24 protein-coding genes and 1 tRNA gene are annotated in these 25,104 nt (G+C 55.4%); 8 read left to right on the forward strand and 17 right to left on the reverse strand.

What is annotated here, in order from left to right; genetic code table 11:
- Window positions 1-29: 29 nt before the first annotated feature.
- The 5 genes from QGH09_04905 to QGH09_04925 form a co-directional block, all read right to left on the reverse strand.
- A complete protein-coding gene (locus tag QGH09_04905) occupies window positions 30-974 on the reverse strand; it encodes a ribose-phosphate pyrophosphokinase (protein ID HJO17520.1) in 945 nt (314 codons plus the stop codon).
- 20 nt (window positions 975-994) lie between these two features.
- A tRNA-Gln gene (locus QGH09_04910) sits at window positions 995-1,069 on the reverse strand.
- A gap of 282 nt (window positions 1,070-1,351) precedes the next feature.
- Window positions 1,352-2,230, reverse strand: coding sequence for a 4-(cytidine 5'-diphospho)-2-C-methyl-D-erythritol kinase (ispE, locus tag QGH09_04915; protein ID HJO17521.1), 879 nt, complete (start codon window positions 2,228-2,230; stop codon window positions 1,352-1,354).
- Window positions 2,231-2,252: 22 nt separating this feature from the next.
- Window positions 2,253-3,092 (reverse strand): hypothetical protein, encoded by an 840-nt coding sequence (locus QGH09_04920; protein HJO17522.1) that lies wholly within the window; start codon window positions 3,090-3,092, stop codon window positions 2,253-2,255.
- Between the two features lie 26 nt (window positions 3,093-3,118).
- Window positions 3,119-5,110, reverse strand: coding sequence for a tetratricopeptide repeat protein (locus tag QGH09_04925; GenBank protein ID HJO17523.1), 1,992 nt, complete (start codon window positions 5,108-5,110; stop codon window positions 3,119-3,121).
- A gap of 377 nt (window positions 5,111-5,487) precedes the next feature.
- Between QGH09_04925 and QGH09_04930 the strand changes: the two genes are divergently transcribed.
- Window positions 5,488-6,675, forward strand: coding sequence for an O-antigen ligase family protein (locus QGH09_04930; protein ID HJO17524.1), 1,188 nt, complete (start codon window positions 5,488-5,490; stop codon window positions 6,673-6,675).
- The gene (gene rfaE1, locus QGH09_04935; GenBank protein HJO17525.1) at window positions 6,672-7,679 is read left to right on the forward strand and encodes a D-glycero-beta-D-manno-heptose-7-phosphate kinase; all 1,008 of its coding nucleotides are present in this window, start codon (window positions 6,672-6,674) and stop codon (window positions 7,677-7,679) included. Before QGH09_04930 ends, rfaE1 begins: the two co-directional genes overlap by 4 nt.
- A 53-nt stretch (window positions 7,680-7,732) precedes the next feature.
- On the opposite strand, the gene purH is transcribed toward rfaE1, so the two are convergent.
- Window positions 7,733-9,331: a bifunctional phosphoribosylaminoimidazolecarboxamide formyltransferase/IMP cyclohydrolase gene (purH, locus tag QGH09_04940; GenBank protein HJO17526.1), complete on the reverse strand. Its 1,599-nt coding sequence runs from the start codon at window positions 9,329-9,331 to the stop codon at window positions 7,733-7,735.
- A 202-nt stretch (window positions 9,332-9,533) separates the two neighbouring features.
- Between purH and QGH09_04945 the strand changes: the two genes are divergently transcribed.
- Entirely contained in the window at window positions 9,534-9,740 is a 207-nt protein-coding gene (locus QGH09_04945; protein ID HJO17527.1) for a cold-shock protein, read from the forward strand.
- 173 nt (window positions 9,741-9,913) lie between these two features.
- Here QGH09_04945 and QGH09_04950 read toward each other — a convergent pair whose 3' ends face one another.
- A complete protein-coding gene (locus QGH09_04950; protein ID HJO17528.1) occupies window positions 9,914-10,369 on the reverse strand; it encodes a hypothetical protein in 456 nt (151 codons plus the stop codon).
- An 86-nt stretch (window positions 10,370-10,455) separates the two neighbouring features.
- Between QGH09_04950 and selA the strand changes: the two genes are divergently transcribed.
- Window positions 10,456-11,841, forward strand: a complete 1,386-nt coding sequence (gene selA / locus QGH09_04955; protein HJO17529.1) for an L-seryl-tRNA(Sec) selenium transferase — start codon at window positions 10,456-10,458, stop codon at window positions 11,839-11,841.
- Window positions 11,842-11,857: 16 nt separating this feature from the next.
- Here the strand turns inward: selA and QGH09_04960 are convergent, their stop codons facing one another.
- The 9 genes from QGH09_04960 to QGH09_05000 are packed head-to-tail and all read right to left on the reverse strand — an operon-like array spanning window position 11,858 to window position 19,634.
- Window positions 11,858-12,052 (reverse strand): hypothetical protein, encoded by a 195-nt coding sequence (locus QGH09_04960; protein ID HJO17530.1) that lies wholly within the window; start codon window positions 12,050-12,052, stop codon window positions 11,858-11,860.
- 5 nt (window positions 12,053-12,057) lie between these two features.
- The gene (locus QGH09_04965) at window positions 12,058-13,110 is read right to left on the reverse strand and encodes an FAD:protein FMN transferase (protein ID HJO17531.1); all 1,053 of its coding nucleotides are present in this window, start codon (window positions 13,108-13,110) and stop codon (window positions 12,058-12,060) included.
- Between the two features lie 33 nt (window positions 13,111-13,143).
- Complete coding sequence (gene nqrF / locus QGH09_04970; GenBank protein HJO17532.1) at window positions 13,144-14,370, reverse strand: NADH:ubiquinone reductase (Na(+)-transporting) subunit F; 1,227 nt, start codon at window positions 14,368-14,370, stop codon at window positions 13,144-13,146.
- A 22-nt stretch (window positions 14,371-14,392) separates the two neighbouring features.
- Complete coding sequence (gene nqrE, locus QGH09_04975; protein ID HJO17533.1) at window positions 14,393-15,010, reverse strand: NADH:ubiquinone reductase (Na(+)-transporting) subunit E; 618 nt, start codon at window positions 15,008-15,010, stop codon at window positions 14,393-14,395.
- Between the two features lies 1 nt (window position 15,011).
- Window positions 15,012-15,635, reverse strand: coding sequence for an NADH:ubiquinone reductase (Na(+)-transporting) subunit D (locus QGH09_04980; GenBank protein ID HJO17534.1), 624 nt, complete (start codon window positions 15,633-15,635; stop codon window positions 15,012-15,014).
- The gene (locus QGH09_04985; GenBank protein ID HJO17535.1) at window positions 15,635-16,417 is read right to left on the reverse strand and encodes a Na(+)-translocating NADH-quinone reductase subunit C; all 783 of its coding nucleotides are present in this window, start codon (window positions 16,415-16,417) and stop codon (window positions 15,635-15,637) included. The genes QGH09_04980 and QGH09_04985 overlap by 1 nt, the downstream gene beginning before the upstream one ends.
- On the reverse strand, window positions 16,407-17,624 hold the full coding sequence (locus QGH09_04990) for an NADH:ubiquinone reductase (Na(+)-transporting) subunit B (protein ID HJO17536.1): 1,218 nt from the start codon (window positions 17,622-17,624) through the stop codon (window positions 16,407-16,409). The genes QGH09_04985 and QGH09_04990 overlap by 11 nt, the downstream gene beginning before the upstream one ends.
- Before the next feature lie 28 nt (window positions 17,625-17,652).
- Entirely contained in the window at window positions 17,653-19,023 is a 1,371-nt protein-coding gene (locus tag QGH09_04995) for a Na(+)-translocating NADH-quinone reductase subunit A (protein HJO17537.1), read from the reverse strand.
- A 14-nt stretch (window positions 19,024-19,037) separates the two neighbouring features.
- A complete protein-coding gene (locus QGH09_05000) occupies window positions 19,038-19,634 on the reverse strand; it encodes an SIS domain-containing protein (GenBank protein ID HJO17538.1) in 597 nt (198 codons plus the stop codon).
- Window positions 19,635-19,884: 250 nt separating this feature from the next.
- Here QGH09_05000 and QGH09_05005 point away from each other — a divergent pair, with 250 nt between their 5' ends.
- From QGH09_05005 to QGH09_05020, 4 genes are read left to right on the forward strand one after another with little or no spacing between them, the layout of a single operon-like run.
- On the forward strand, window positions 19,885-20,967 hold the full coding sequence (locus tag QGH09_05005) for a glycosyltransferase family 4 protein (protein HJO17539.1): 1,083 nt from the start codon (window positions 19,885-19,887) through the stop codon (window positions 20,965-20,967).
- On the forward strand, window positions 20,964-21,956 hold the full coding sequence (locus QGH09_05010; protein ID HJO17540.1) for a glycosyltransferase family 2 protein: 993 nt from the start codon (window positions 20,964-20,966) through the stop codon (window positions 21,954-21,956). The genes QGH09_05005 and QGH09_05010 overlap by 4 nt, the downstream gene beginning before the upstream one ends.
- Window positions 21,957-22,817: a glycosyltransferase family 2 protein gene (locus tag QGH09_05015; GenBank protein HJO17541.1), complete on the forward strand. Its 861-nt coding sequence runs from the start codon at window positions 21,957-21,959 to the stop codon at window positions 22,815-22,817.
- A gap of 54 nt (window positions 22,818-22,871) precedes the next feature.
- Window positions 22,872-24,104 (forward strand): glycosyltransferase, encoded by a 1,233-nt coding sequence (locus tag QGH09_05020; GenBank protein HJO17542.1) that lies wholly within the window; start codon window positions 22,872-22,874, stop codon window positions 24,102-24,104.
- Here QGH09_05020 and QGH09_05025 read toward each other — a convergent pair.
- Complete coding sequence (locus tag QGH09_05025; protein ID HJO17543.1) at window positions 24,074-25,015, reverse strand: class I SAM-dependent methyltransferase; 942 nt, start codon at window positions 25,013-25,015, stop codon at window positions 24,074-24,076. The genes QGH09_05020 and QGH09_05025 overlap by 31 nt on opposite strands.
- Window positions 25,016-25,104: the final 89 nt, after the last annotated feature.

Genomic DNA, 25,104 nt, shown 5'->3' on the forward strand with positions numbered 1-25,104 from the left:
GGCGTAGAGTTCATCGACTCACGCACCGCTCAAACGAATAATGATGACACAGACGTCTCTTCGTGAATACTTTGTATTGCTTTGCCCAATAATTTTGCCACCGAAAGAACGCGAAGCCTGTCGGATTTTGTATGAGCTTCACCCAACGGAATGGTGTTGGTTACAATCAACTCCTCCAGCGGTGATTGCTCGATCCTATCCAATGCAGGTCCAGAAAGAACGCCGTGTACTGCACATGCCAGAACTCTTCTAGCCCCAGCGTCAGCGAGCGCGTGAGCCGCATTGCAGAGTGTTCCTGCTGTATCGACGATATCATCCTGAATGATGCATACGCGGCCCCCAACCTGGCCAATAACATTCATCACCTCAGCCGTTCCATCGTCCGATCGCCGTTTATCAACAATTGCCAAATCAGCGCCGAGCCTCTTGGCATAGGCCCTAGCACGCTCAGCACCGCCAGCGTCTGGTGAGACTAGGGTCAACTCAGACTCGTCAAGAGTCGACAAGTATTCAATGATAATCGGCGCTGCGAACAGGTGGTCGACCGGAATATCAAAAAAGCCCTGAATTTGAGCCTTGTGCAGGTCCATCGTTAGAACGCGATTGGTACCGGCGGCGCCAAGCAGATTCGCAACAAGTTTGGCTGAAATAGGCACGCGCGGCTTGTCTTTCCTGTCCTGACGCGCATAGCCGTAGTACGGCATGACCGCCGTGATCCGCGAGGCTGACGAGCGGCGGAAAGCGTCGATCATTACGCATAGTTCAACTAGATGGTGGTCAACTGATTTACAAGTCGGCTGAACAACGAATACATCTGTGCCACGGATGTTCTCGTCGATTTGAAAAGAGACCTCGCTGTCAGGAAACCGCCGAAGCCTAGCTTGGCCCATAGGAATCCCCAAAACCTCGGCAATCTCCTGACCAAGCGCCGGATGCGCCGACCCCGAAAACAACTTAAGTTGTCCGCTACCCATGGTCCTCTACTAACACCACTTGGCTGGGGCGGAAGGATTCGAACCTTCGAATACGGGCTCCAAAGGCCCGCGCCTTACCGCTTGGCGACGCCCCAATCTTCGTCACCAGTCGCTGAGGCGTCAACCGGCCTCGCCCCTAACGGACCCGCGGTAAAGCCGCCGAGCCGTAAGGACGACACACACCAACGAAAATGGCAAAGGCTAACACTCTAGGGCTGGCAAGAAAACACTGGCGCAAATCCCGAGTCTATACGATGGATCCGCCCCCTGCAAGCAAGCACAAGAGAATGCTTTATGCCATTCTAGCATCTGAATCCCCAACCCTCGAGCTGGAATCAACCATCTTCACACCCTGGTCCTAGAGTGTAGTCTCACAATTAGGTTACGTCCCCACGAGTCAATGTCCTCGTCAGAATGACACGCCATTCTCGGCGTCGTAGTGCCGCCGCAGCTGCTGCGGCATCACGTCTACGCGAAAACAGTCCGAACACGCAGGAACCGCTACCCGACATAGAGGGATGTGTAGCTCCCGCTCGTCGCAGTGCGGTCTTCATGCGCCGTATTTCAGGGTATTTGGCAAGCACGGCAGGCTCCAAATCGTTGACCAGCTTAGCCACTCTCGACAGGTCGGCCGCCCGCGGAGCAAGCGGTTCTCGCGATTCCACTGGTCGCTTACGCCGCGGTGCTAGATCAAACCAGCCGTAGGCTGCCGCTGTTGAAACACCGAAGTCGGGGATTAAGAGTACCGCCCAATGCTTGGGCAGATCGACGAGGGGAAACAGCTCGTCTCCAGCTCCCAGCCCAAGTGCAGTCCCCCCGAGGAGAAAGAAAGGAACATCGGCGCCAATCCTAGACGCAACGCGATGGCAAACCGAAACACTCAACTCATCAGGCCAGAGAGCCGCCAGCGCGCGGAGCATTGCGGCGGCATCACTACTGCCGCCACCCAGACCCGCTTCGAGAGGAATCCGTTTGTCGATTACGACCGAGAGATCGCGTGGCGTACCGTGGCCCACTATGCGGAAGGCCCGGACGGCGGCCTCCCACACTAGGTTGTCCCGGCCGATCGGCACAGACGGGTCATTACATCGAAGTTCGAAGGGACCAGGACGAACGGTGACTGTCAGACAATCTGCCAGTTCGATTGATTGATAGATCGTCCGTAACTCATGAAGTCCGTCGGCTCGACGTCCTATGACTCTTAGATCAAGGTTGAGTTTTGCGTGGGCTCGAGTTACGAACCGTTGACGTCTCATGGAAAACCCAACTTGAATAAATCTACTGGTCGGCCCCTTCGACCGATGCCCGAAGTGGTCCTCGAGCGCGAAGTTCGTTCAGAGTCATCGGAACAGCATCGGGGGGGATGTCGAGCACAAAGGTTCCAGCGTCCAAGGTCGTATTAATTCTGACTTGTGACAGCAACACTGTGAGGTCCACCGCGCCCGACGCTGAGTTCAGGGAGGTCAGACGGACTTGAGCAGGTACTCGACCCGATAATTCACTGTACTCGCTGAGCCAGCCAGAACGACGCACCGCAACAATTCGTCGAACATCCCCAACTAGCCGCAGATAAACAAAACTGCCGTCAGAAGTCTCAATCATCCACCAATCTTGTCCATAGGACACACCGGTGCGGGCCTGCACCGTTTCCGGTAGGCAACCGCTAAGCACGTAACGAAGGTCATCTGGTGTCAAGGCAATACCGGTCAACGCATCAACGATATCAATTGCAGACTGTCCAACAAGAGCACGGGATTCCCGCGGCATCAACAACGCCGCACGCCCGGGTTGCGCAACGAAGATAAACGCTGGTTGGCCAAACGGCGCCAGCCCTTCGAGACGGACAGCACCGGGCTCGGCCAGGCCCGCCAGCACCCGCCCACGTAGCCGACTGTCGCCCACCCGTCCCGATAGTCTCAGTTCGGCTAATACAGTATTCAAATTGCAATACCGCGTGATCACTTCAGTGAATGCTTCTTCAAAATCCGGAAACGGTGAGCCTGGTCCTGAGGGTAAGGTTTGCCGATGCGAAGCACAGGCCCCGGTCCAGGAAGCCAGGAGGACAATTCCAAGCACCCGCAGTCGGCGAGTCGGGATTCTAATCTCTTGAACAACCATGAAGGGCATCCAGGCACCCGCGGGCGTCAGCGCTCAACGCGTTCCCTAGCATCCCTAATCTTACGTTCGACGGTCGGCAGGTCAATCGATTCAGCATCGCCCACAATTGCTCTCTCCCACGTTTCGATAGCTTCAGTGTAGCGGCCGCGTTTGAAAAGCAAATCGCCGAAGTGATCCTGAACGACAGAATTCTGCCTCAATTGCTCACTGGCCTGGCGCAAATGGGTTTCCGCTAAATCCCATTTCTCAAGCTTGAAGTATGCCCATCCAAGGCTGTCGAGGTAGGCACCGTTATGAGGGTCAGATTCAAGCGCTCGTTGGATCAACTGGACCGATTCATGGAGGCGTTCGCCCCGATCAGCCAACATATAACCAAGATAGTTCAATGCCATGTGATTGGACGGATCCCGTTCGAGCGCGGCACGCAATGCAAGTTCAGCATCGATGTGCTGGGCTTGTTGCTCGAAAATCACCCCAAGCTGGAATGGAATCAACGAGTCCGCTGGGAATCTCCGTTCAGCATCTATTAGTGTCTCCACCGCATCTTGTACACGCCCGGTTTCAACCAACAGATTCGCCATGCCAATGTGTGCAACGGGTTCATCGGCATGGTCCAAGAGAGCGGTTTCCATTACAACTATGCCCTGATCGGTTTGGCCAGATAACACTAAGGCGTGGGCGTACATCCCGTCGAGTTGGAGATTGCCGACATGACGCTCTCGTGCAACCGACAGACTCTTGACAGCATCGTGGACCCGTCGGCTCTCTAGATAGGCTTGCCCGAGATACACTTCTGGCGTGGGATCGCTTGGTGCTACGTCACGAGCCAGTTCGAACGCAGCAACCGCCGCACTGTCATCTCCTGACGCTTGATACGTAACACCGCTCTCCAACAGAAGCATCGCTAACTCGTGCGGTGCCTGCCCGTTCTCTCGAAGACGCTTCACGAAAGATTCGACAGCATCGACCAACTCCACTTGCTGTCCCTGCTCTAAATACACCTGGACCAACGCATAGATACCGCGAGTGCCACTAGGCTCAAGCTCTATCACCCGCTGCGCTGCAGCTTCCGCGGCATCGAAGTTCTTCAACTGGCGCTCGACTTCAGACAACAGATAAAGCGTCAGTGCGTCTGTTGGCCTCACCTCAACGATCTTCTTGATTACGTCGCGCGCACCCTCTCGATCTCCGGCGTTGAGCAACGATACAGCCCAACGTCGTTTCAGCTCGGTATCGCTCGGACGCCTAGAGACCACCCGCTCATAGGTATCTGCGGCCTCACGCCAACGTCCGATAGACTCGTAGAGCTCGGCCAGAGCGTTCAGCATACGAACTGACCGAGGACGACTTCCTATGGCTTCTTCAAGGGTCTCTACAGCTTCAGCAAGGCGACCACCTTCAACATACGCGCGGACAAGAAGCAGCAACCCGTCAACAAATCCTGGGCGATCACGAACGAACGGCTCGAGCGTCACTATTGCCTTGTCAACGGCACCGGTCTCCACGTACAGCCTCGCCAGAATGAAAGTGATTCGCCCATCGAGTTCCCCTGCAACAACTGCCTGTTCCAAGTGTGTTAGCGCCCGCCCTCGATATACTTCAGCCTCTGACGAGCTTCGGCCATCACGTTGTTCGTGCGTTTGTTCTGAGAGTGTGGCGAAAATGAGTCCTAACACGCGGTGTGCCTCGCCGTATTCAGCGTCCAAGGTAAGGGCACGTTCCGCTACCCTAATGGCATCTGTCGTCTGCCCAATCTGGGCATACAGAGCCGCCTGAGCTGCTGGAATGGCAGCCGCGCCTGGATCCAATTCCGAAGCACGACTCAATAAGTCAATTGCATGAACTACATCGCCAGAATCTTCTAGACGAAGCGACTGAATAAAAAGCTCGTAGGACTGAGCCCGGTCTTCGTACTCCTGCAACGGTTCCGACGAATTACCCGGTAGTTGACCTGCCGCACCAGTAGCAGCCACGCTGAACACGATAATGGCCACGCCACCCACCAAGCGGATATCCATAATTCAGTGCGATTGTTCCACACGGCCAGTAAGCCAGCAAGCTTGCCGGTGATTCACAAGGTGACCCGAAGGCTTCTGGTATAGTTCGGTTAAAGAAGCCATCTTTTTCAGGAGATATACCGTGGCGGTCGACCCTGAATTACTCGAAATTCTTGCTTGTCCGAGTTGTAAAACACCTGTCGAGCCAGTAAAAGAGGGCGCGGGCCTTAAATGCCTACAGTGCAGTCGAGTCTACCCAGTCAGGGATGATATCCCGATCATGCTCGTTGATGAGGCGACCATTGAAGATTAAAGGATGTCGGATAAACAGTTGTGCTAGATAACAGGACCTCCGTTAACCTCGCCGGGACCACGGACACCCTGCTGAATTGACGTTTATGTCCCTCAACCCAGAAACGACACTTCCCCGCCTTGAGCGTGCAGCATTTATTGCACTCGCCACGTTTGTCGCAGCACTGCAGATATCGATTGCCCTAGCCAATATTCTATTAACCGTTACCGGCGTGCTGTGGTTAGCATTGCTGATCAAGAAACAGGAGCGGGTCACGGTGCCACAGTGGTTTTGGTTTCTCCTGGCCTACGCCGCTCTGACGTTGATGTCTTCCGTGACATCGTTGGTACCGATCACCAGCGTTATCGACTCCAAGCAACTACTGCTGTTCTTAATCGTTCCGGGTGTTTATCGTCTCGCACGAGGCCAGAGAGCTCTCACGATCGCAACCGTGATCATTTCGGTAGGCGCGGCCAGCGCGATTATCGGGATCGCACAATATGGCATTTTTGAGTACGACAACCTTGGACGCCGACCACAGGGATCATTGACCCACTACATGACCTATTCGGGCTTGTTGATGTTAGTGTCGGGGATGGCGGCGGCGCGACTACTCTTCCATGGACGCGACCGAACTTGGCCAGCCTTGGTCATGCCGGCCTTGCTCGTCGCACTTGCTCTCACTTTCACGCGAAGCGCCATGGTAGGCACCTGTGTTGGAATTGGATTGTTGTTCGTACTCAAAGACCTCCGGTTACTGTTACTGGCGCCGATCGTCGCCGGCCTTTTCATAGTCGCGGCCCCAGAACAGATAACTGCCCGCCTATACTCGACCTTCGATCCACAGAATGAGACCGTGCGAGATCGGATCGCAATGATGCGGACTGGCGTTCGCCTAGTACGCGACTACCCACTGATGGGTGTCGGTCCAGATATGGTGGAAGGTGTCTATGCCGACTACCGAGACCCGGCAGCCATACAGGAATCAAATCCTCACTTACACAACGTCCCGATTCAAATCGCAGCCGAGCGAGGCCTCCCTGCACTTCTGGTGTGGATCGCACTGATTGTGGCGGTAACACGAAGCCTAGTCCACCAGCTGCGAACCGGCTCTTACCGGTCCCTACCAGCCGGGGGCCTGGCAGCCGTTGGCAGCATGCTTGCCGCTGGCATGTTCGAATACAACTTTGGCGACTCTGAATTTCTGATGCTGTGGCTCGTATTGGTCACTCTGCCGTTTGCCGCGGAGGCAGAGCCCATCACTAGCGACCAGCCAACTACAGAACCGGCGTGACCGATCTATCGCCTACCCGCGCACGTGCTATTGTCGAGCGGTTTGAGCCACTGACCGTCCTCGTCGTGGGCGATGTAATGATCGACCATTTCTTAATTGGTCAAGTTGAGCGCATCTCTCCCGAGGCGCCGATACCGGTGATGGCATTTGACCACGAGGAGTACCGGGTCGGTGGAGCGGCTAACGTTGCAAATAATGTCAGGTCACTAGGTGGCCGTGTATCGCTCGTTGGCGCCATCGGCGAAGACGAACCTGGTCAGCGGCTATTGTCCGAGCTTCGTTCCACTGCCATCGATGCCACAGGTATCATCGTTGCTTCCGATCGTCCAACCACCCGGAAGCTGCGTATCGTAGCCAGTCGAAATAAGCAGGTTGCGCGAATTGATTTCGAAACCGAGAGAGCACTGGCACCCAAATACGCTCAGGAGCTGCTCGCCCATCAGTCCGAAGCTACCGCGAAGGCCGACATCATAGTTGTGTCCGATTACCTAAAGGGCGTCATAACCTCGGAACTCATGACACAGGCACTGTCGGCGAGCCGTGCGCGAGGGGTTCCCATCCTGGTCGACCCGAAAATACCCCACCTCGACTTCTACACCGGATGCACACTATTGACACCGAATCATCACGAGGCTTCGACTGCAACTAACTCTGTCATTCACACCGACACGGAGGCACAACAGGCTGCACGTAGCCTTCGGTCAAGATTGGGATGTGAGAGCGTACTCATAACACGCGGCGAACATGGACTGTGGCTGTTGGACGGCTCTGGCAGTGCCGCGGAGCCACGAGAAAAAGCTTTGCCGGCCGTAGCACGCGAAGTTTCAGACGTCACCGGTGCAGGTGATACGGTAATCGCTACACTGGCGCTCGGACTTGCAGCTGGTGCAACGCTGACCGAGGCTGCACAACTGGCCAACCAGGCCGCCGGTCTCGCCGTGGCCAAGTTCGGTCCAGCAACCGTGTCGGCTGAAGAACTTCTTGAGGCATGCACAAATCAATAATTTCTGACATTTCGGTCAAGCCATTCCAACCATTACTAGCAACCAATTCGGATTCAGTGCCAGAAATGACGCCGGCCAGTCATCACCATCGCGATGTCATGTTCGTCCGCAGCCGCAACGACTTCAGCATCCCGCTTTGATCCGCCGGGTTGCACCACTGCCGTGGCACCAGCCTTAGCGATTGCATCAAGACCATCCCTGAATGGAAAGAAACCATCCGACGCGACGACTGTGCCTCCGAGCTTCTCGCCAGCCTTAAGAACCGCCATGTTTACAGCATCGACTCGGCTCATCTGACCCGCACCGAGTGAAACAGTCCGGTCACCGCGTGCAAAAATGACGGCGTTCGACTTTGCGTGGGCGCAGACCCTCCAAGCAAATCGCAGCGCACGCCACTCGTCATCGGAAGGGACCCGCTTGGTAACAACGCGGAGCAACGGCTTGGAAACACCATCGTTCCAGGGTTGAGCCGCTTCATCAACGACATCTCGACATTGCAAGAGCCAACCACCAAGGATCGACCTGACATCCCTTCGTCCAACACGGCCCTCCCGAACGGAGGAAAGGTCAACCACAAGGACACGCATCGCTTGTTTTTTAGATAGAATCCCGACCGCTTCACTGTCTACACTAGGTGCCACAACGCCTTCAATAAACGTCGAGGTGATGGCCGTAGCAGTTGCGACGTCTATCGGCCTGTTCAAACCGACAATCCCACCAAACGCCGAAAGCGGGTCGGTCTCACGTGCCGCAATGTATGCCTCAACAATCGAGGCAGCCGTGGCAACGCCACACGGGGTGGTGTGCTTCAGAACAGCCGCCGCAGGTTCCTCGAACTCGAGCACAAGCCGTGTGGCAGCATCGAGGTCAAGGAGGTTCGTAAAGGACAACTCCTTCCCTTGTAGCACCTGTGCGCCACTGAGACCCACCTCGTCCTGCTCGCTGTACCAAGCAGCCTCTTGATGCGGATTCTCGCCATACCGTAACGCCTTGAGCTTAGAGAGCGATACTGTCAGAGACGACGGCACCGTTAATTCTGGTTTCGATGCCTCACGCTCAAAGCCCGATTGAGAAACCCGAACACGCTCCAAAGTGTCAGAAATTGTCCGATCGTATTCTGCCGTGTGGTGGAAGGCCTTCTGTGCAAGACCGAATCTGAAATCCGAACTCGGCCCTCCCGGCTGACTAAGCTCACGAATTGCCGAATCGTAATCGTTTGGATCAATCAGGATCAGCACATCACGGAAGTTCTTCGCAGCAGCCCGCACCAACGTCGGCCCACCAATGTCGATCTCTTCGATGAGATGGTCAAATGGGGTGCTCGCACTCTTGGCAGCATTAGCAAAGGGATACAGATTCACAACCACAACATCAATCGTTTCGATGGCATGCCGTCTTAACACCTCCAGGTCATCCTCCCGGTCGCGACGTGCGAGGATCCCAGCATGCACAGCGGGATGTAACGTCTTCACCCGTCCGTCCATCATCTCGGGTAACCCAGTTACGGTCCCAACAGATGTGAAGGATAGACCTGCATCGCGCAGCGCTTGGCCAGTACCACCCGTCGAAACGAGCTCGAACCCCAGAGCAAGAAGGCTACGGGCCAAAGTCACAACACCAGTTTTGTCCGACACACTCAGGAGTGCCCGCATCGAAGAACCCTTTCTTGGTTGTTTTGACAAAGGATGGACCCGTGACTAGCATTGCCGTGGCGTCGGTTCGGGCGGCGCCGTCTCACGAGGCCGCACTCGCGGTCTTTTTTTTGTCCCTAGGCGTGCGTGCTAATCGAGTTTGCGGTAATGGATAGGCAAGGTAGAACGGCAGCCGTCTCAGGCGTAAGACAGGATAGGCACGATGCGCATCACAGGCAAGGTTAAGTGGTTCAATAACAGCAAGGGTTACGGTTTTATCGAGCAGGAATCGGGGAGTGATGTATTCGTTCACTTCTCAGCAATCGAAGGAAATGGCTTCAAGACCCTCGAAGAAGGTCAATCAGTCGAGTTTGAGATCGTCGACGGTCCCAAAGGACCACAGGCTGGAAATGTGACCGCCGCCAGCTGAGTTTCACCCTTGCCGCTGTGGCCAGCTTAACCGCTGGCCACAGTGAACAACAACGTAAAAAATACCACTCGTATTCGACCCAAAAGCGTCGCAAGCCGAAAGTAAACACTGCGGGGACAACTCTTTCGCTTACATCCACTTCCGACAGCGGAGTGGCCTCAAAGTCACGTTTCTCAGCGCTGAATGAGAAACCAGACCAATGGTAGCCACAATTCACGCCCGTAGGGTACTGGTCGGTCATCAATCAGTATTTCGCAAGCATCATCTTCGCCTACGATGCCAAACAGGTCGTGTAGTGCCAACGCTTCTGCTGGAAAATACCGTGCTCGGTGCCGCAGGGTGGGCCCACTCCCCACCTCGCGGTACTCCGAAGCCTGCCGCGCAAGCCTAACGGCCGTTTCGTAAGCCTTAACGTCCTTCAGTTTCGGGAACACAACAGTAATTGAAAAGGGATGAAAGTCATCCCCAAACAGTGCCGCCCGTAGGTCAGGATCGAGTTCCGCGAGTTCCTCGGCCGAGGGTTGTGACGCCGGTTCCACGTAGGGCCAGAAACTCTCTACCGGTCCGTGCTGCAGCGTGGCATCAGAAGCATCGTCCGGGGTGTGGTTCGACTTAGCGGTCTTGCTCATGTCATCAGTAGCCGACCGATGTGCCTGTAATGGTATCCTGAATCCCGGGGACCAACAAGGGAACTGAATCAGATCAGCGTCAGTCAATGTCGAAGTCACGAATAATTCCATCGATCGAACAACTACTTCAGCGTAGCGGCGTGCAGGTACTACTGCAAACATACGGCCGAACCGCCACGGTCAAAGCGCTGAGGGCAGCTGCTGAGAAACTGCGCACTGAACTCGAAGGTCCAGGCTCATCCAACAGAGTTAGGGTTGAGGTATTAGAAGCTGCGGAGCACCTTGAATCCGAGGCAGCGATGCACCTGACTCGTAGTTTTATGTCATCGCTGCAACCGGTCATCAACGCCACCGGTGTAATTATTCATACGAATCTCGGTCGAGCACCACTTGCGGACTCAGCGGTTAAGGCGATTGCCACCATTGCGCCACACTTCACGAATTTAGAGTATGACGTCGAAAGCGGTGGCCGCGGTCAACGGGATACGCACGTTCAATACTGGCTTCGCGAGCTCACTGGTGCTGAGGCCGTCGTAGTCGTTAACAATAACGCCGCAGCAACACTACTATTACTAAGCGCGCTGGCCTCAGGACGTGAGGTCATCGTGTCGCGTGGTGAGTTAGTGGAGATCGGTGGTGGGTTTCGCGTTCCTGACGTACTCGCGCAGTCCGGTGCCCAGCTGCGGGAAATTGGGACTACGAATCGCACCCGCGCGGACGATTATGCAGCAGCGATTAATGACCGTACCGGTCTCTTGCTGCGGGTGCATCCTTCAAACTTCCGGATCGAAGGCTTCGCAGAGCGTCCGTCGCTTGAGTCGCTGGTCGGAGTTGGCCAACGCTTCGGCGTGCCAGTGGTCGAAGATCTCGGAAGTGGTTATCTAGTGAGTCACGACGAATTGCCGGCAGAACCAACAGTCCGGGCGAGTGTCGAGGCAGGAGTTGACGTCATCTGTTTCAGTGGGGACAAGCTGCTCGGTGGTCCCCAAGCGGGCGTCATCGTTGGTCGCGACCAGCTACTTCAAAGGGTTCGCACTCATCCGCTTATGCGAGCGGTGCGTGCCGACAAGCTGACCTATGCCGCCATGGACGCTACGCTACGAGAGTATGCCTTCGGACGGACTCCAGATACGGTTCCGGTAATTCGCATGATCAAGGCACAGCAGGATGAGATTGAACGACGGGCACGAGTTGCGGCCGCCGCTATTGCCACATCAACCATCGAAGTACAGATTATCGATGGCGTCTCCACGATTGGCGGCGGGAGCGCTCCGGGCAGCGAACTATCGACCCGTTTACTGGCAATGAAATCATCAACGATTCAGCCCAAAGATCTCGCGGCCACGTTAAGGCGCCTCACGCCGCCCGTCATTGGACGGATTGAGCAAGGCCAAGTTGTACTAGACCTTCGGACTGTTCTGCCCGAGCAGGATGAGATGCTCGCTAGAGCACTCGGCAGCCTAACAGCATAATTCAACCACCGAAGAGCTAAGCCGACAACTCGGTTGAGGAAACTTTGTCGCGGTTCGGGCAGGTCTCACACAGCAACGACTCTCCATCTGCACTCAGGAGTTCTGGTCCACCGCACGAACCGCGCAGACAGCGGTTGCTGAGTAAAACACCAACGGCCATTACAAGCATGGCCGCACCTATGACGAGAGTCGTCAAGAGGAAGATGACCATCGGCGCTATTCTACACCTCCACCGCTTAGTACGCGCTCGAAAGCTGGTGTAGAGCGATATTCGAAACCACTACCGTCGGGCTGCCTCACCACCATGAGCGACGCTACATCATTTGCGACCGCAAATCGGTAACCGTCCTCTGGCCCTAAAACTAACAGTGCTGTCGCGAGTGCGTCGGCGGTCATACACATGCGGCTCACAACCGTAACCGATGCTAATGCATGGTTCACGGGACGCCCCGTGCGGGGATCAATTGTGTGAGAGAACCGTTCACCTTTCCACTCATAAAAGTTTCGATAGTCTCCGGATGTAGCCATGGATGCATTGGTAAGCGGTACAGTAGTCTGTAGTAGTCTCACACCGGCATCAGGTCGCTCAATAGCGATCTGCCAGGGCGCCTCAGCCTGGTTATAACCAGCGGTCCGTACCTCGCCACCAACCTCGACCATATATCGGGAGAACCCAGCAGATTCCAAGGCTTCGGCAACGCGGTCTACCGCATAACCCTTCGCTATGGCGGACAGATCGCCTTCTAACCTGGGCGCGTTCTTCTGCACGGTGCGAGCTTCAGGGTCCAGCCGTAGCCTCGCAAATCCTAACCTCTCCCTTAATTCCTCAATCAGAGCATCGGAGGGCGGCGCATCTACTGGTGCCACGCCAAACCCCCAAGCCTCAACCAGTGGACCTACAGTGATGTCAAACGCCCCGTTAGTCCAGTCACTGATCCGAGCCGCCTCGGCCAGCACTGCAAACGTCTCGTCAGACACAACGAATGGAGTTGTCTGTGCGTGGCGGTTGAACCGAGACAGTTCCGAGTCTGGACGGTAATGAGACATCAGACCATCAACGAGCGCTAATTCAGCCTGAACAAGTTCTTGAAGCGCCACTTGTGATTCAGATTTGTTTTCGTTACTGACAATCTTGACTACAAACGATGTCCCCATCGCCGAACCATGGAGTTCATACATCGATGGACCGGTCGAAGGAGAGGCGCATGCCGCCCCGACCGCAAGGACGATAAACAGCGCGAGTGTGCGGAAATAAAACGGAGAAGACATAGGCGAGCCGTATGCTGGCGCCGTTATGCAGTCCTAGCCGAAGTCATCAAATAGAATATTGTCAGGTTCAACGCCGAGTCCATCAAGCATGTTCATGCAGGCCTTTAACATCAGTGGTGGGCCGCACAAATAGTACTCAATGTCCTCTGGCGCCAGATGGTCTTTCAAGTAGTTGTCGTACAGCACCTGATGAATGAACCCAGTCTTACCAGTCCACTGATCCTCCGGGAGTGGCTCCGATAAAGCCAAGTGCCACCCAAAACTGTCAAACTCGCGTTCGAGCGTGTCAAAATGGTCAATGTAGAACGCCTCACGCAAGCTACGCGCACCGTACCAGAAAGATACCTTACGCGTCGTGTGCAACCGATAGAACTGATCAAACAGGTGGGCCCGCATCGGCGCCATCCCAGCGCCACCACCAATGAAAACCATCTCCGCCTGAGTGTCTTTGGCAAAAAACTCACCAAACGGGCCAGAGATAACAACTTCATCTCCAGGTTTGAGGCTGAACAGGTAGGAACTCATTTTCCCCGGTGGAATGCCCTCGGGTCCACGTGGCGGCGGTGTGGCGACCCTGACATTAAGCATGATGATGCCCTTCTCCTCAGGGTAATTCGCCATTGAATAGGCTCGCACCGTGAGCTCGTCCACAGTCGACGTGTAACGCCAGATGTCGAAGCGATCCCAATCAGGTCGATATTCTTCACTGACATAAAAATCCTTGTAGTGAACGGTACACTGCGGGCAGTCGATCTGGATATAACCACCGGCCCGAAACGGCACCTCTTCCCCGGCCGGTAACTCCAACACTAACTCCTTTATGAAGGTCGCGACGTTGTCGTTGGAACGAACCTTGCAGTGCCAGCGCCGAACATCGAACAACTCAGCAGGTACTTCGATCTTCATATCCTGCTTGACCTTCACCTGGCACGACAAGCGCGTGCCGACACGCGCCTCGCCACGTGAAATGTGGCTGCGCTCAGTCGGAAGCATTGCACCACCGCCGTCGATAACCTTCACCGTGCAAACACCACAACTACCTTTCCCACCGCACGCAGAGGGAACGAAGAGCTTGTTCGATGACAGCGTGTCGAGTAGCGTTCTTCCGGCCGTAGTCCGAAGTGCCTTCGCTGAGTCATCATTAATGACAATGGTCACCTCACCGGCTGCCACTAGTTGCCGGCGTGCCACCATCAACACCACAACCAGAGACACAATGACCAACGTGAACATGAGCACGCCCAAGCCAACCTCGACCATCGTCCTTAATCCTTTTCCTCGCCTATAACTGCACGCCACCAAACGCCATGAAGCCAATCGCCATGAGCCCCGTCAGAATGAACGTAATCCCCAACCCGCGCAGTCCAGCTGGTACATTGCTATAGCGCAGGCGCTCACGGATTCCGGCCAGGGCGATGATCGCGAGTGCCCAGCCAACACCGGAGCCAAATCCATACACCGCACTCTCCGCTAGCCCATAGTTCCGTTGCACCATTAACAATGACGCACCAAGAATCGCACAGTTCACTGCAATCAGAGGGAGAAACACCCCAAGCGCAGCGTGTAATTTCGGCACGAAGCGATCAAGCGTCATCTCCACAATCTGGACCATCGCAGCAATGGTCCCGATATAGGTCAGGTAACCGAGGAACGACAGATCATAATCTTCGAACGCCGGCGTGATCCAACCCAGAGCACCGTCGCTCAACAGATTCCGATAGATCAGATTATTCATTGGCACCGTGACACTCAGCACGAAGATAACCGCAACGCCAAGACCAATCGCGGTGTCCACTTTCCGAGACACAGCAATGAACGAACACATGCCCAAGAAAAATGCTAGAGCCATGTTCTCGACGAAGATTGCTTTAACCGCCAAACTCAAATAGGTTTCCAGCATCTCACTCCGCCTCGTTTTGTTCAGGCTTCCAGGCACGCAGCGCCCAGATAAGCCCGCCGATGATAAAGAAAGCGCTCGGCGAGAGCGTCATTAGGCCGTTCGGGGTATACCAACCTCCTTCAGCCACAACCGGTAGCACTTGCACGTTGAATAACGACCCAGCACCTAAGAGTTCACGGACAAATGCGGTGGCCATGAGAATGAACCCGTAGCCCAAACCGTTCCCAATACCATCGATTAAGCTGAGAGCCGGGGGGTTCTGCATCGCGTAGGCCTCAGCGCGTCCCATAATGATGCAGTTCGTAATTATCAAACCAACAAAGACAGTCAATTGCTTCGAAATCTCGAAAACATATGCCTTCAATATCTGGTCAGTCATGATGACCAGCGAGGCAATGATTGTTAACTGGACAATGATCCGAATGTTCGTCGGAATCTGATTCCGTAGCATGCTGACGAACAGGCTAGATAGCGCCGTTACCGCGATAACCGCAATGCTCATCACAGCAGCGGTATCCATCTGGGTCGTCACCGCCAAGGCCGAACAAATCCCGAGTACCTGCAAGGCGATCGGGTTATTGTTAAATAGCGGGTCCGTGAGCACCTTCTTGGTATTCACAGGCATCAACCATCCGTCCTTTGCTGTCGAAGCCGATTCAGATACGGTCCAAATCCGTCGTCACCAAGCCAAAACTGGAGCAGATTCGTTACTCCGCGGCTAGTCATCGTCGCGCCCGATAAACCGTCCACGCGATGAGGGTCTTCACTCGGTGGACCTGCCCGACCCTTGATGACGGTAAGGGCTGGCTGGAAGTCGTCGTCAAATGGACGTCGTCCCCGCCAGAGCGCCTTCCAGCGAGGATTGTCGACCTCGCCACCTAGGCCAGGCGTTTCTATGTGTTCGTAGAAGGTCAGAGCTTGTACAGTTTCAAGCGCCCCGTCGAGCGCAATAAACCCGTATAACGTTCCCCAGAGACCCAGCCCCTCGACCGGCAGAACATGCAGACTCGGCCCACCCTGTGCGTCACGCACCTTGTACACCAGTGCCTGATCGGGTAATCGTACAACTTGCGCTGCATTCGGCGGTGCGGCAGTGCTGGTCGCAGGGTCTTTTGAGGCTCGTCGTTGGTCGAAGGTGGATGGTTCAATTCCGGGCACTTCCTCACCAGTCCCCAGGTCAATAATGATCTGTTCAATGGCAGCGAATCTTCGTTCGATCTCTTCAGGTACCAACTCCTCGTCGTCGCCAACCATGCCGGAAACAGCCAGCACATTCCGTTGCTTATCAATCGCGGCATTGTATTCTTGTCGCTCCCGGAGCACGACGGCCGAAGACGATACAAACACGGCGCAAACCACGCAAACGGCGGCTGAAAAAACTAAGTTGTAGACGACGCTACCCTGCATAGCGTGCCTTCCGTCGTTTTACGTTTGACCGGACCACAAAATAGTCGAGCACAGGCGCGAATAGGTTCATAAAGAGAATCGAAAGCATCATACCTTCTGGATACGCTGGGTTTACGACACGGATCAGAACCACGAGTACACCAATCAGAAAGCCATACAGGTAACGCCCTATGTCGGATGCTGGCGCAGATACCGGATCTGTCGCCATAAAGACCGTGCCGAAGGCCCATCCACCCAAAACAAAATGCCAAGCTGGGGAAACAGCAAATGCTGGATTCGTGTTTGAGCCGACCACATTCAAGAACCAAGCGGTCACGAACGTTCCAAGTGCCACGCTCAGCATGATCCGCCAAGAGCCGACCTGCGTAATGATGAGCACAGCCGCTCCCAAGAGACAGGCCAAGGCCGATGTCTCACCCATCGAACCCGGGACGAATCCCATGAAGGCTTCTCCCCAGTCAAGGCCGGTGAGAGCCTGGTCGCCATCGAGCGCGGTACGGGCAAGCCACGTTGCACCGCTCACGCCATCGGTAGTAGTTGCGGCAGTAATCCAAGCAGTGTCACCTGACATATTGGCCGGGTAGGCAAAAAAGACAAAGGCTCGAGCCGTCAAGGCAGGGTTGAGCACGTTCATTCCCGTGCCGCCAAAAATTTCTTTTCCGATTACAACGCCAAAACTAATCCCGAGTGCTACCTGCCACAGTGGAATCGTTGGCGGCAGGATCAGTGGAAACAGCATGCCCGTTACCAGAAAGCCTTCGTTAATTTCGTGTTTCCGCACGATCGCAAATAGCGCCTCCCAAGCTCCACCAACGGCAAACGTTACTCCCAGCACCGGCAAGTAATAGAGCGCTCCATGGATGACACACGCGAGCCACTGGTCCGGGTCGAAACTCATACCAAGTGCCACAACAGCAGTCGACTGCCAAGTGTCGAGCACGGGCGCGCCGGCACGGATAGCAAGGTTCGCCTGGTAGCCCGTGTTGTAAATCGCCATGTAAACGCACCCAGCTAGCGCGACAACAACCGTCATCATCAGTCGCTTGACATCCAAGCCATCGCGCACGTGGGAGGCACCGGCCGTCACGTGACCGGGCGTGAACAAGAAAGTGTCGTTCGCTTCGTACAGGGGATATAACTTCTCGAGTTTGCCGCCCTTTTCAAAGAGTCTTGCTTGCTTGTCGAGAAGTGCTCGTAAGAACCGCATTGGTTGTGGCACGCTGGAAAACGAAGCGTCAGCCCTCTGTTTCAATTTCCGTTAACACTTCGCGCAGCTTTGTACCAAAGTCAGTCTTCCCTGGACACACAAAGCTGCAGAGTGCAAGGTCTTCCTCATCAAGTTCAACGCATCCAAGTTCTTCCGCCTTTTCCGCATCTCCCATAACGAGTGCTCTGGCGAGAAACGTCGGCATCAGGTCCATCGGCATAACCCGCTCATACATGCCGATAGGAATAATCGCGCGAGGCGAACCGTGCGTCGCTGTCGTGAATACGAATCGTCGTCTTGGTAACAACCTCGACACAAAGGTGTTGATCGTGGAGTACTTATGCAGGCCAGGGCGCAACCACCCCAAGAATTCTCGGTCCCGTCCCTCTGTCAGCACTGACACTTGGACGTGATAGCGACCCAGATATCCGAAGACCTCACCGGCCGCAGCACGTCCGGAAAACACTGAACCAGAAATTACACGATGTTCTCCATCCTCGAGTTCATCGCGCATCAGATCGTCGAGCGACACACCCAGCCTCGTCCTGAGTAATCTTGGATTCCGTACGGAAGTTCCACCCAGCGCGACCACGCGCTCCGGCGAGAATTCACCCCGTTCGAACAGACGCCCGATGGCGATCACGTCCTGATAGCCAATGTGCCACACCATTTTCTGACGGTCGACTGGGTCGAGCCGATGGATGTGCAGGCCCACGGTTCCAGATGGATGTGGTCCGGCAAATTCCTCATGACGAACCTGATCGATTTTCGGGAGTGAGAGAGATATTCCTTTAGCGGTGCACACAAAAACGGGACCATCGGTCAACTTCGACAACGCAACGAGACCGGTCTCAAATGCACCCTGTGCTCCCGTCATCACAGTCTCGACTGAAGCCGCCAACGGATTGGAGTCGATCGCGGTTACGAAAACCGAATGTGGGCGCCCAACTGGGTTTGCGACACGGCTGAACGGCCGACCGCGGATAGCCGTCCACATCCCCGACTCCAGAAGTAGCTCTCTAACCTCATCCCCCGTCAAACTGCTCGGATGCCGACCCGAAAACGAGCTGAATCGTGGACTGTCTGGGCGGCCTTCGAGCTCCGCGCGGGAGAGTTCGATAATGACCGACTGCAGAGCCCGTCGATCACCTCGGTTAATCGCAAGAATCCGTCCTTCGGCGGGTGCGGTATAACGTACTCCTTGGATTTTCTTGTCTTCCATGAGGAGCTGGCCTCGACGCACGTCATCACCGACGCTGACATGCATTGTTGGCCGTAAGCCGATGTAGTCCGCCGCAACAACACCAACGCGCCGTGAAACAACGGCGGCTTCAATCTCTTGTCTAGGTTCACCGGCGATCGGAAGCTCGAGACCCTTACGTATTGTGTGAACTGCCATCACACACTGTGCCGTCAACCGGCCAACTCTCTCTCAACAAGTTCGCAAATTACGTGTAGCAGGGTTCGGTGCACTTCTTGTACCCGCGGCACGGAGTCGTGGGGTACGTTGATCTGAAGTTCAGCGGCTCGACCAAGGAGTCCGCCATCCCGGCCGGTTAGTGCGATGCGCCGTAGGCCTCCTCGTTCGGCAGCTTCTAATCCAGCGATGACGTTCGCTGACTTCCCGCTCGTGGAGATCGCGAAGGCGATGTCTCCTTGTCTTCCAAGTGCGTCGACCTGCCGGGCGAAAATTTGATCGAAGCCGTAGTCGTTTCCAATAGCCGTTACAACACTTGAATCGGCAGTCAACGAAATCGCTGGCCAGCCTTGTCGATCGTGTGCAAAGCGACCAACCAGCTCAGCAGCCAGGTGCTCAGCATCGGAAGCGCTACCGCCGTTCCCAAACACCAACACTTTGTTACGTGATTCAAAAGCGGACACCAGCATGTCGGCCGCTAACAAAACTTGGGCTGGAGCAAAACCTCTAACGGTTTCGAGAAGTGTACTTGCCTCACGCAAAATCTCGTCGACCGTGAGCCGTCGAGCGTCACTACCTGCGTGATCTACCATTACGTCCGTGTCCTCGTATCAACCTGGTGTGGCGGCGCAGTCGCCTCTCACCATCACGAACGGTATCTGCTTGTGAAAAGTTTCCCAATCACTAACAGTGATCCTATCGGACCCGTGCGAAGCAAGTCAATTTGAATCGGAAAAATTGGGGGTCCCTGGCCCAAGCGGTAGCGGGCATGGTACCATTCCGACCAGGCGGTCCAGATGAAAGTAACCTCTGGAGCCGATCGTTGAACTAAATCCATTCCCCATGGCCGTCCGTACGGTCGTCGTCTGTGAAGCCCAGGTTCCCTTCGTTGAAGGAGGCGCCGAGTTCCATGTGCGCGCGCTCGTCACTCAGTTACGTGAGCATGGCTATCAGACTGAGCTCGTCAGCGTTCCATTCAAGTGGTATCAGAAAAAGGAGATTTTGGCCCACGCCACTATCTGGCGACTGTTGGATTTGAGTGAGAGCAACGGGCAAGCCATCGATCTCGCTATCAGCCTTAAATTTCCTACCTACTTCGTACGGCACCCGAACAAAGTAGCTTGGCTTATTCATCAGTATCGTGCAGCGTACGAGTTGTGCGGAACACCCTATTCCGATTTCCAGCATACCGAGACAGACGTAGGTCTACGTGACACTCTGATGCGCCTCGATCGACAAATGCTGAATGAATGTCAACGCCTTTTCACCAACGCACGAAACACCGCGTCCCGTCTGCAGCGGTACAACGGCTTGACTGCTGAAGCCCTGTACCATCCTCCACGACTGGCCGACAAGCTCCGTGCAGATTCATACGGAAACTATGTTCTCTCGGTTGGTCGGCTGGAAGCAGTCAAACGCATCGACCTCGCAGTGGAGGCTATCGCACTTGCCGATTCATCGATTAGGTTAGTCATCGTTGGTGACGGGTCGAACCGGCCGAAGCTCGAAGAGCGTGTGGAGGCCCTAGGGATCAGCGACCGAGTCGACTTCGCTGGTTGGGTAAATGATGACACCTTGATCGAACTTTACGCGGGGGCGCTTGGGGTCGTGTATGTTCCCTACGACGAGGACTACGGATACGTGACATTGGAAAGCTTTCTCGCCCGCCGGCCGATACTTACAACCGAGGATGCGGGCGGTCCCCTCGAGTTCGTGGAGGACGGCATTAACGGCACTGTGTGCATGCCGGAGCCAAGCGCGATCGCCGACGCAATCAGCAAGCTTGCGGCTGACCGCGCCAACGCAGCCCGCCTCGGTGAGGCGGGCTACGCAAGAGCGAAACAGATATCTTGGGACGGTGTCGTGGAACGGCTCGTCGGCGCCACAGGTCCCTTGACGACCGGAAATGGATCGAAGGTACCGTGACGAAACTCATTATCCAGATTCCCTGTCTGAATGAGGCCGCGACACTCCCCGTAACGCTGCGAGATCTGCCGCGAAGCATTCCGGGAATTGACGTAATTGAAACGCTCGTGATTGACGACGGCTCCGAAGACAACACCGCGCGTGTCGCGCGTAACGAGGGCGTCAATCACATCATTAGCTTTCCGCGGAATCGCGGATTAGCGGTGGCCTTCACTGCCGGTATTAACGCCTGCTTAAAGAATGGTGCGGATTTCATCGTCAACACCGACGCCGATAACCAGTATGCTGGCACTGATGTCGTCAAACTCCTTACGCCGTTATTGTCTGGCGAGGCGGAGATTTCAATCGGCGATCGCAATATTAGTTCGCTACGTCATCTACCTTTCATTCGGAGAGCTTTGCAACATTTGGGTAGTTGGGTCGTGCGCCAAGTTTCGAACACAACAGTGCCCGATACGACGAGCGGATTTCGAGCTTACACCAGGGAAGCAGCACTTCAGATGACGATTGTCTCGGAGTTCTCATACACACTGGAATCGATCATCCAGTCGGGTAAGAAACGAATGGCCATTGCGCACGTGCCTGTCGCAACGAATCCAAAGATGCGAGAATCTCGGCTATTCGATAGCACGGTTTCATACATCAAGAAGTCGACAGCCACAATCATCCGCGTCTACGCGATGTACGAGCCACTTAAGATCTTTACCTATATCGGTGGCGCTGTCTTCAGCGCCGGCTTCTTGATTTCACTCCGGTTTCTCTACTTCTACCTTAGCGGCTTAGGTGGTGGAAACATCCAATCACTGATTCTTTCAGCTGTTCTAATGATCGTTGGGTTTCAAGTACTGCTCATTGGGCTCGTCGCTGACGTCATCTCAGGCAACCGCAAACTAATTGAAGATCTACTCTACCGAATCCGTGTGATGGAACTTGAACGGCGCAATGAACCACCTCCGAGACCACCAGACACAGGCACAGAAGTATCGTAGATGGCTAACCCAACTACCACCTCGGTAATCATCCCGGCGTTCAACGAAGCGGCGACCGTCGGTAAAGTCGTGACGTCGCTAAAGAACGTCGCTACCTGGCGAGAAATCATCGTCGTGGATGATGGTTCGACGGACGGGACGAGTGCCGAGGCCCGTAATGCTGGCGCCACAGTCATTACGCACCCTTATAACAAAGGAAACGGCGCCGCCGTGAAGACTGGCCTCCGCAATGCGGACGGTGATTACATCCTGATCACCGACGGTGACGGACAGCATGCTGCAGTGGACGGTTTGCGTTTGGTGGAATTGCTCGGTGACTATGACCTCGTCATAGGTACTCGCTCCGGCATTAGCCAAGCAACCAGAGGACGCCGGATTGGTAACCGGGTCTTGAACTGGCTCGCTAGCTACCTCTCGGGACGGCCGATCCCGGACTTAACGTCAGGTCTGCGTGCGGCACGAACCAAGTATCTCCTCGAATTCATCCACCTCCTGCCAAATGGGTTTTCAACACCGACCACAACTACCCTGTCGTTTATCAAGGCAGGTTACAACGTCGTGTTCGAACCCGCGGAGGCGACACCGCGAGAAGGGCACTCAAAAATCAGGCTGATCCAGGATGGGTTCAAGTTTTTCTTGATTCTACTGCGAGTGATCACGCTCTTTAATCCGCTTCGGATCTTTGTACCGATTGCCGCTGTCCCGTTCATACTTGGCACAGGCTACATGCTGTGGACGCTACTCCGTTACGTGCGGGTGACAAACTCCTCCGTCCTATTAATCGTTCTCGGTGTCATCGTTTTCCTAATCGGTCTTGTCTCAGAACAGATCTCCGCGCTGAGATTCGAACGGAGACGGTAACAGCATCCACGGTTCTCTACCACACTGACCGCGCGGAACCGTCCGGTTGATGTCATGGCCCATACCATCGTCATGGTTAGCACGTCCTATCCTAGGTTTCCCGGGGATACGGTGGGCACATTCCTCGAGCCTATCGCTCAAGGCATTGCGGCGCGTGGCCACGCTGTCCACGTAGTTCTACCGTGGCACCCCCAAGTCGACCGTGCACCAGTCGAACGCGGCGTCCATCTACATTACTTCCGCTACGCTCCAGCCAGCCTATCGGTGTTTGGGTATGCGCAGGGTCTCCGAGCCGACGTCCACTTGAAGACCACTGCATATCTCGCTGCACCGCTGGCGTCCATTGCAGCGATACTCAAGACTCGCCAAGTAGCACGACGCTACGGAGCCACGATTCTTCATGGTCACTGGGTAATTCCAGGAGGCGTAATCGCAGCCTTGGCCGCTTCCACCGCCCTCCCATTAGCGATCAGTCTTCACGGCTCTGACGTGTATGTTGCCGAGCGATACCACTTTCTGGGACCCGTGGCTCGCTGGGCATTCAGCCGGGCTAGTTGGGTAACAGCGTGCAGTGATGACCTGCGTCAACGTGCTATCGGTCTGGGCGCTTCGAAAGACCACATCGAGGTGCTTCCATACGGTGTGGACGCTAAACGGTTCAGCCCAGACCCCTCGACCGGTGCTCAGACGCGCACTCAACTCGGTGTCCCTCTGGACGCTCCACTCATCCTCACGGCCGGTCGCCTAGTTAGAAAAAAGGGTTTTGAATTTCTTATTGATGCGATGGCAAAGCTTGCACTGAAGTGGCCAGAGCTCCGTCTCATGATTGTGGGTAGTGGCGATCTAGATGCGGAACTTCGTCAGCGTGCCCGCGACGCGGGTATCGGTCACCGCGTAACGTTCGCCGGTAATGTGTCGCAGAACGCTATTCCCAGCTATCTTAACGCTGCAGACCTGGTCGTTGTGCCGTCCGTCCGTGACACTGCGGGCAACGTTGACGGGTTACCAAACTTCCTGCTAGAGGCGCTTGTATCGGGCACAACCGTCGTCACTACCGACGTCGGCGGAATCAGAAGCGTGGCTAAAGATGGACGCACCGCGGTAGTCGTACCTCCCGCAAATGCCGATGCCCTTGCCGACGCTATCCACACGATGCTTGGGCAACCTGAGCGGCGGCGCGCGCTTGGAGCAGCCGCGCGCCTTGAACTTCAACAGAATCGAAGCTGGGCTGACTTCGCGGAACAGTTGGAGGCAGTCTACGACCGATTGACTAAGGAGTCATATTGATGAGTCGAAACGTCCTCAGGGGACGGGGTCATCCCTAGCGGTCGCTTTCGTGCAACGATGGTCATGATGTCCCACAAGTTGACAAACGGAGCCAAACGACCGAGATGAGTCAACGCGCCCAGCCTTAGCGCAGCCGAACCAGCACGAGGCGTGACAAGGGACGCCAGTTTCCAGAGGGCGAAGTCAAGCGGTACCCGCTTGCCCGGCTTGGAAACCACCACGGCCTCAAAGCCAGCCTGGCTGAGTAAATTTCTGATTGTGACAGGCGAAAAGAAGTAAAGGTGACGGGGCGGGATCATGAGATGCCAGAAACGTCCCATCACCCGGGCAACCAAGCTCCCGATGTCTCCCGTGCTCAAGGCGATCAGGCCACCATTACGCAGTAGTTGAAACGCATGGCGCAGGAACGTCAGTGGGTCCGGTACGTGCTCAATGACGTCCCACATCGTCACAACATCGACAGGCTCGTTGCCCAGGCTCGCCCTCAGGAAATCTCCGACCACCACGTCCTGTAGGCCCTTAGCTCGAGTTTGCTCAGCTGCATACATTGACATCTCAACGCCAGCGATGTGCCCGACATGCGGTCGAGCTGCCAACATAAAATCGCCGGTAGCACAGCCAACGCCAAGCCAGCGGCCGCGTGTGACACCGGGCGTCGTAAGCAGCCGTCGCACACGGTGCTCAGCATTTAGTCTGCCCGAACTCCCTGCCTGACCAGCAAATTTCTCGCCCACCTGGAAGAACGACTCCGAATAAATCTGTTCCAGCTCGTCGTGGGTCGGATGCGGGCTGGCAAATATCAACCCGCACAAACGGCACCGCAGAATCGCGTAGGCCCCCTTGCGAAAGAGATGCTCCGAAACGGCCGGCGGGCCACACATAACGCAACAGCGCCGGTCATCGCACATCATCAAATGATAATCCCTCGCTGCAAGCCAAACAGGGATTCAGCAGTGGCACCATTCTACTCATGCAAGAACTTGCGTTACACTTCTGAGCC

It is taken from the genome of Vicinamibacterales bacterium (assembly GCA_036012125.1).
Taxonomy (GTDB): domain Bacteria; phylum Acidobacteriota; class Vicinamibacteria; order Vicinamibacterales; family UBA823; genus UBA11600.

Bases quoted from the DNA above. Each gene is read 5' to 3' on its own strand.
- QGH09_04905 (HJO17520.1), bottom strand. From the start codon at position 974: ATGGGTAGCGGACAACTTAAGTTGTTTTCGGGGTCGGCGCATCCGGCG.
- ispE (HJO17521.1), bottom strand. From the start codon at position 2,230: ATGAGACGTCAACGGTTCGTAACTCGAGCCCACGCAAAACTCAACCTT.
- QGH09_04920 (HJO17522.1), bottom strand. From the start codon at position 3,092: ATGGTTGTTCAAGAGATTAGAATCCCGACTCGCCGACTGCGGGTGCTT.
- QGH09_04925 (HJO17523.1), bottom strand. From the start codon at position 5,110: ATGGATATCCGCTTGGTGGGTGGCGTGGCCATTATCGTGTTCAGCGTG.
- QGH09_04930 (HJO17524.1), top strand. From the start codon at position 5,488: ATGTCCCTCAACCCAGAAACGACACTTCCCCGCCTTGAGCGTGCAGCA.
- purH (HJO17526.1), bottom strand. From the start codon at position 9,331: ATGCGGGCACTCCTGAGTGTGTCGGACAAAACTGGTGTTGTGACTTTG.
- QGH09_04945 (HJO17527.1), top strand. From the start codon at position 9,534: ATGCGCATCACAGGCAAGGTTAAGTGGTTCAATAACAGCAAGGGTTAC.
- QGH09_04950 (HJO17528.1), bottom strand. From the start codon at position 10,369: ATGAGCAAGACCGCTAAGTCGAACCACACCCCGGACGATGCTTCTGAT.
- selA (HJO17529.1), top strand. From the start codon at position 10,456: ATGTCGAAGTCACGAATAATTCCATCGATCGAACAACTACTTCAGCGT.
- QGH09_04960 (HJO17530.1), bottom strand. From the start codon at position 12,052: ATGGTCATCTTCCTCTTGACGACTCTCGTCATAGGTGCGGCCATGCTT.
- QGH09_04965 (HJO17531.1), bottom strand. From the start codon at position 13,110: ATGTCTTCTCCGTTTTATTTCCGCACACTCGCGCTGTTTATCGTCCTT.
- nqrF (HJO17532.1), bottom strand. From the start codon at position 14,370: ATGGTCGAGGTTGGCTTGGGCGTGCTCATGTTCACGTTGGTCATTGTG.
- nqrE (HJO17533.1), bottom strand. From the start codon at position 15,010: ATGCTGGAAACCTATTTGAGTTTGGCGGTTAAAGCAATCTTCGTCGAG.
- QGH09_04980 (HJO17534.1), bottom strand. From the start codon at position 15,635: ATGCCTGTGAATACCAAGAAGGTGCTCACGGACCCGCTATTTAACAAT.
- QGH09_04985 (HJO17535.1), bottom strand. From the start codon at position 16,417: ATGCAGGGTAGCGTCGTCTACAACTTAGTTTTTTCAGCCGCCGTTTGC.
- QGH09_04990 (HJO17536.1), bottom strand. From the start codon at position 17,624: ATGCGGTTCTTACGAGCACTTCTCGACAAGCAAGCAAGACTCTTTGAA.
- QGH09_04995 (HJO17537.1), bottom strand. From the start codon at position 19,023: ATGGCAGTTCACACAATACGTAAGGGTCTCGAGCTTCCGATCGCCGGT.
- QGH09_05000 (HJO17538.1), bottom strand. From the start codon at position 19,634: ATGGTAGATCACGCAGGTAGTGACGCTCGACGGCTCACGGTCGACGAG.
- QGH09_05005 (HJO17539.1), top strand. From the start codon at position 19,885: ATGGCCGTCCGTACGGTCGTCGTCTGTGAAGCCCAGGTTCCCTTCGTT.
- QGH09_05015 (HJO17541.1), top strand. From the start codon at position 21,957: ATGGCTAACCCAACTACCACCTCGGTAATCATCCCGGCGTTCAACGAA.
- QGH09_05020 (HJO17542.1), top strand. From the start codon at position 22,872: ATGGCCCATACCATCGTCATGGTTAGCACGTCCTATCCTAGGTTTCCC.
- QGH09_05025 (HJO17543.1), bottom strand. From the start codon at position 25,015: ATGATGTGCGATGACCGGCGCTGTTGCGTTATGTGTGGCCCGCCGGCC.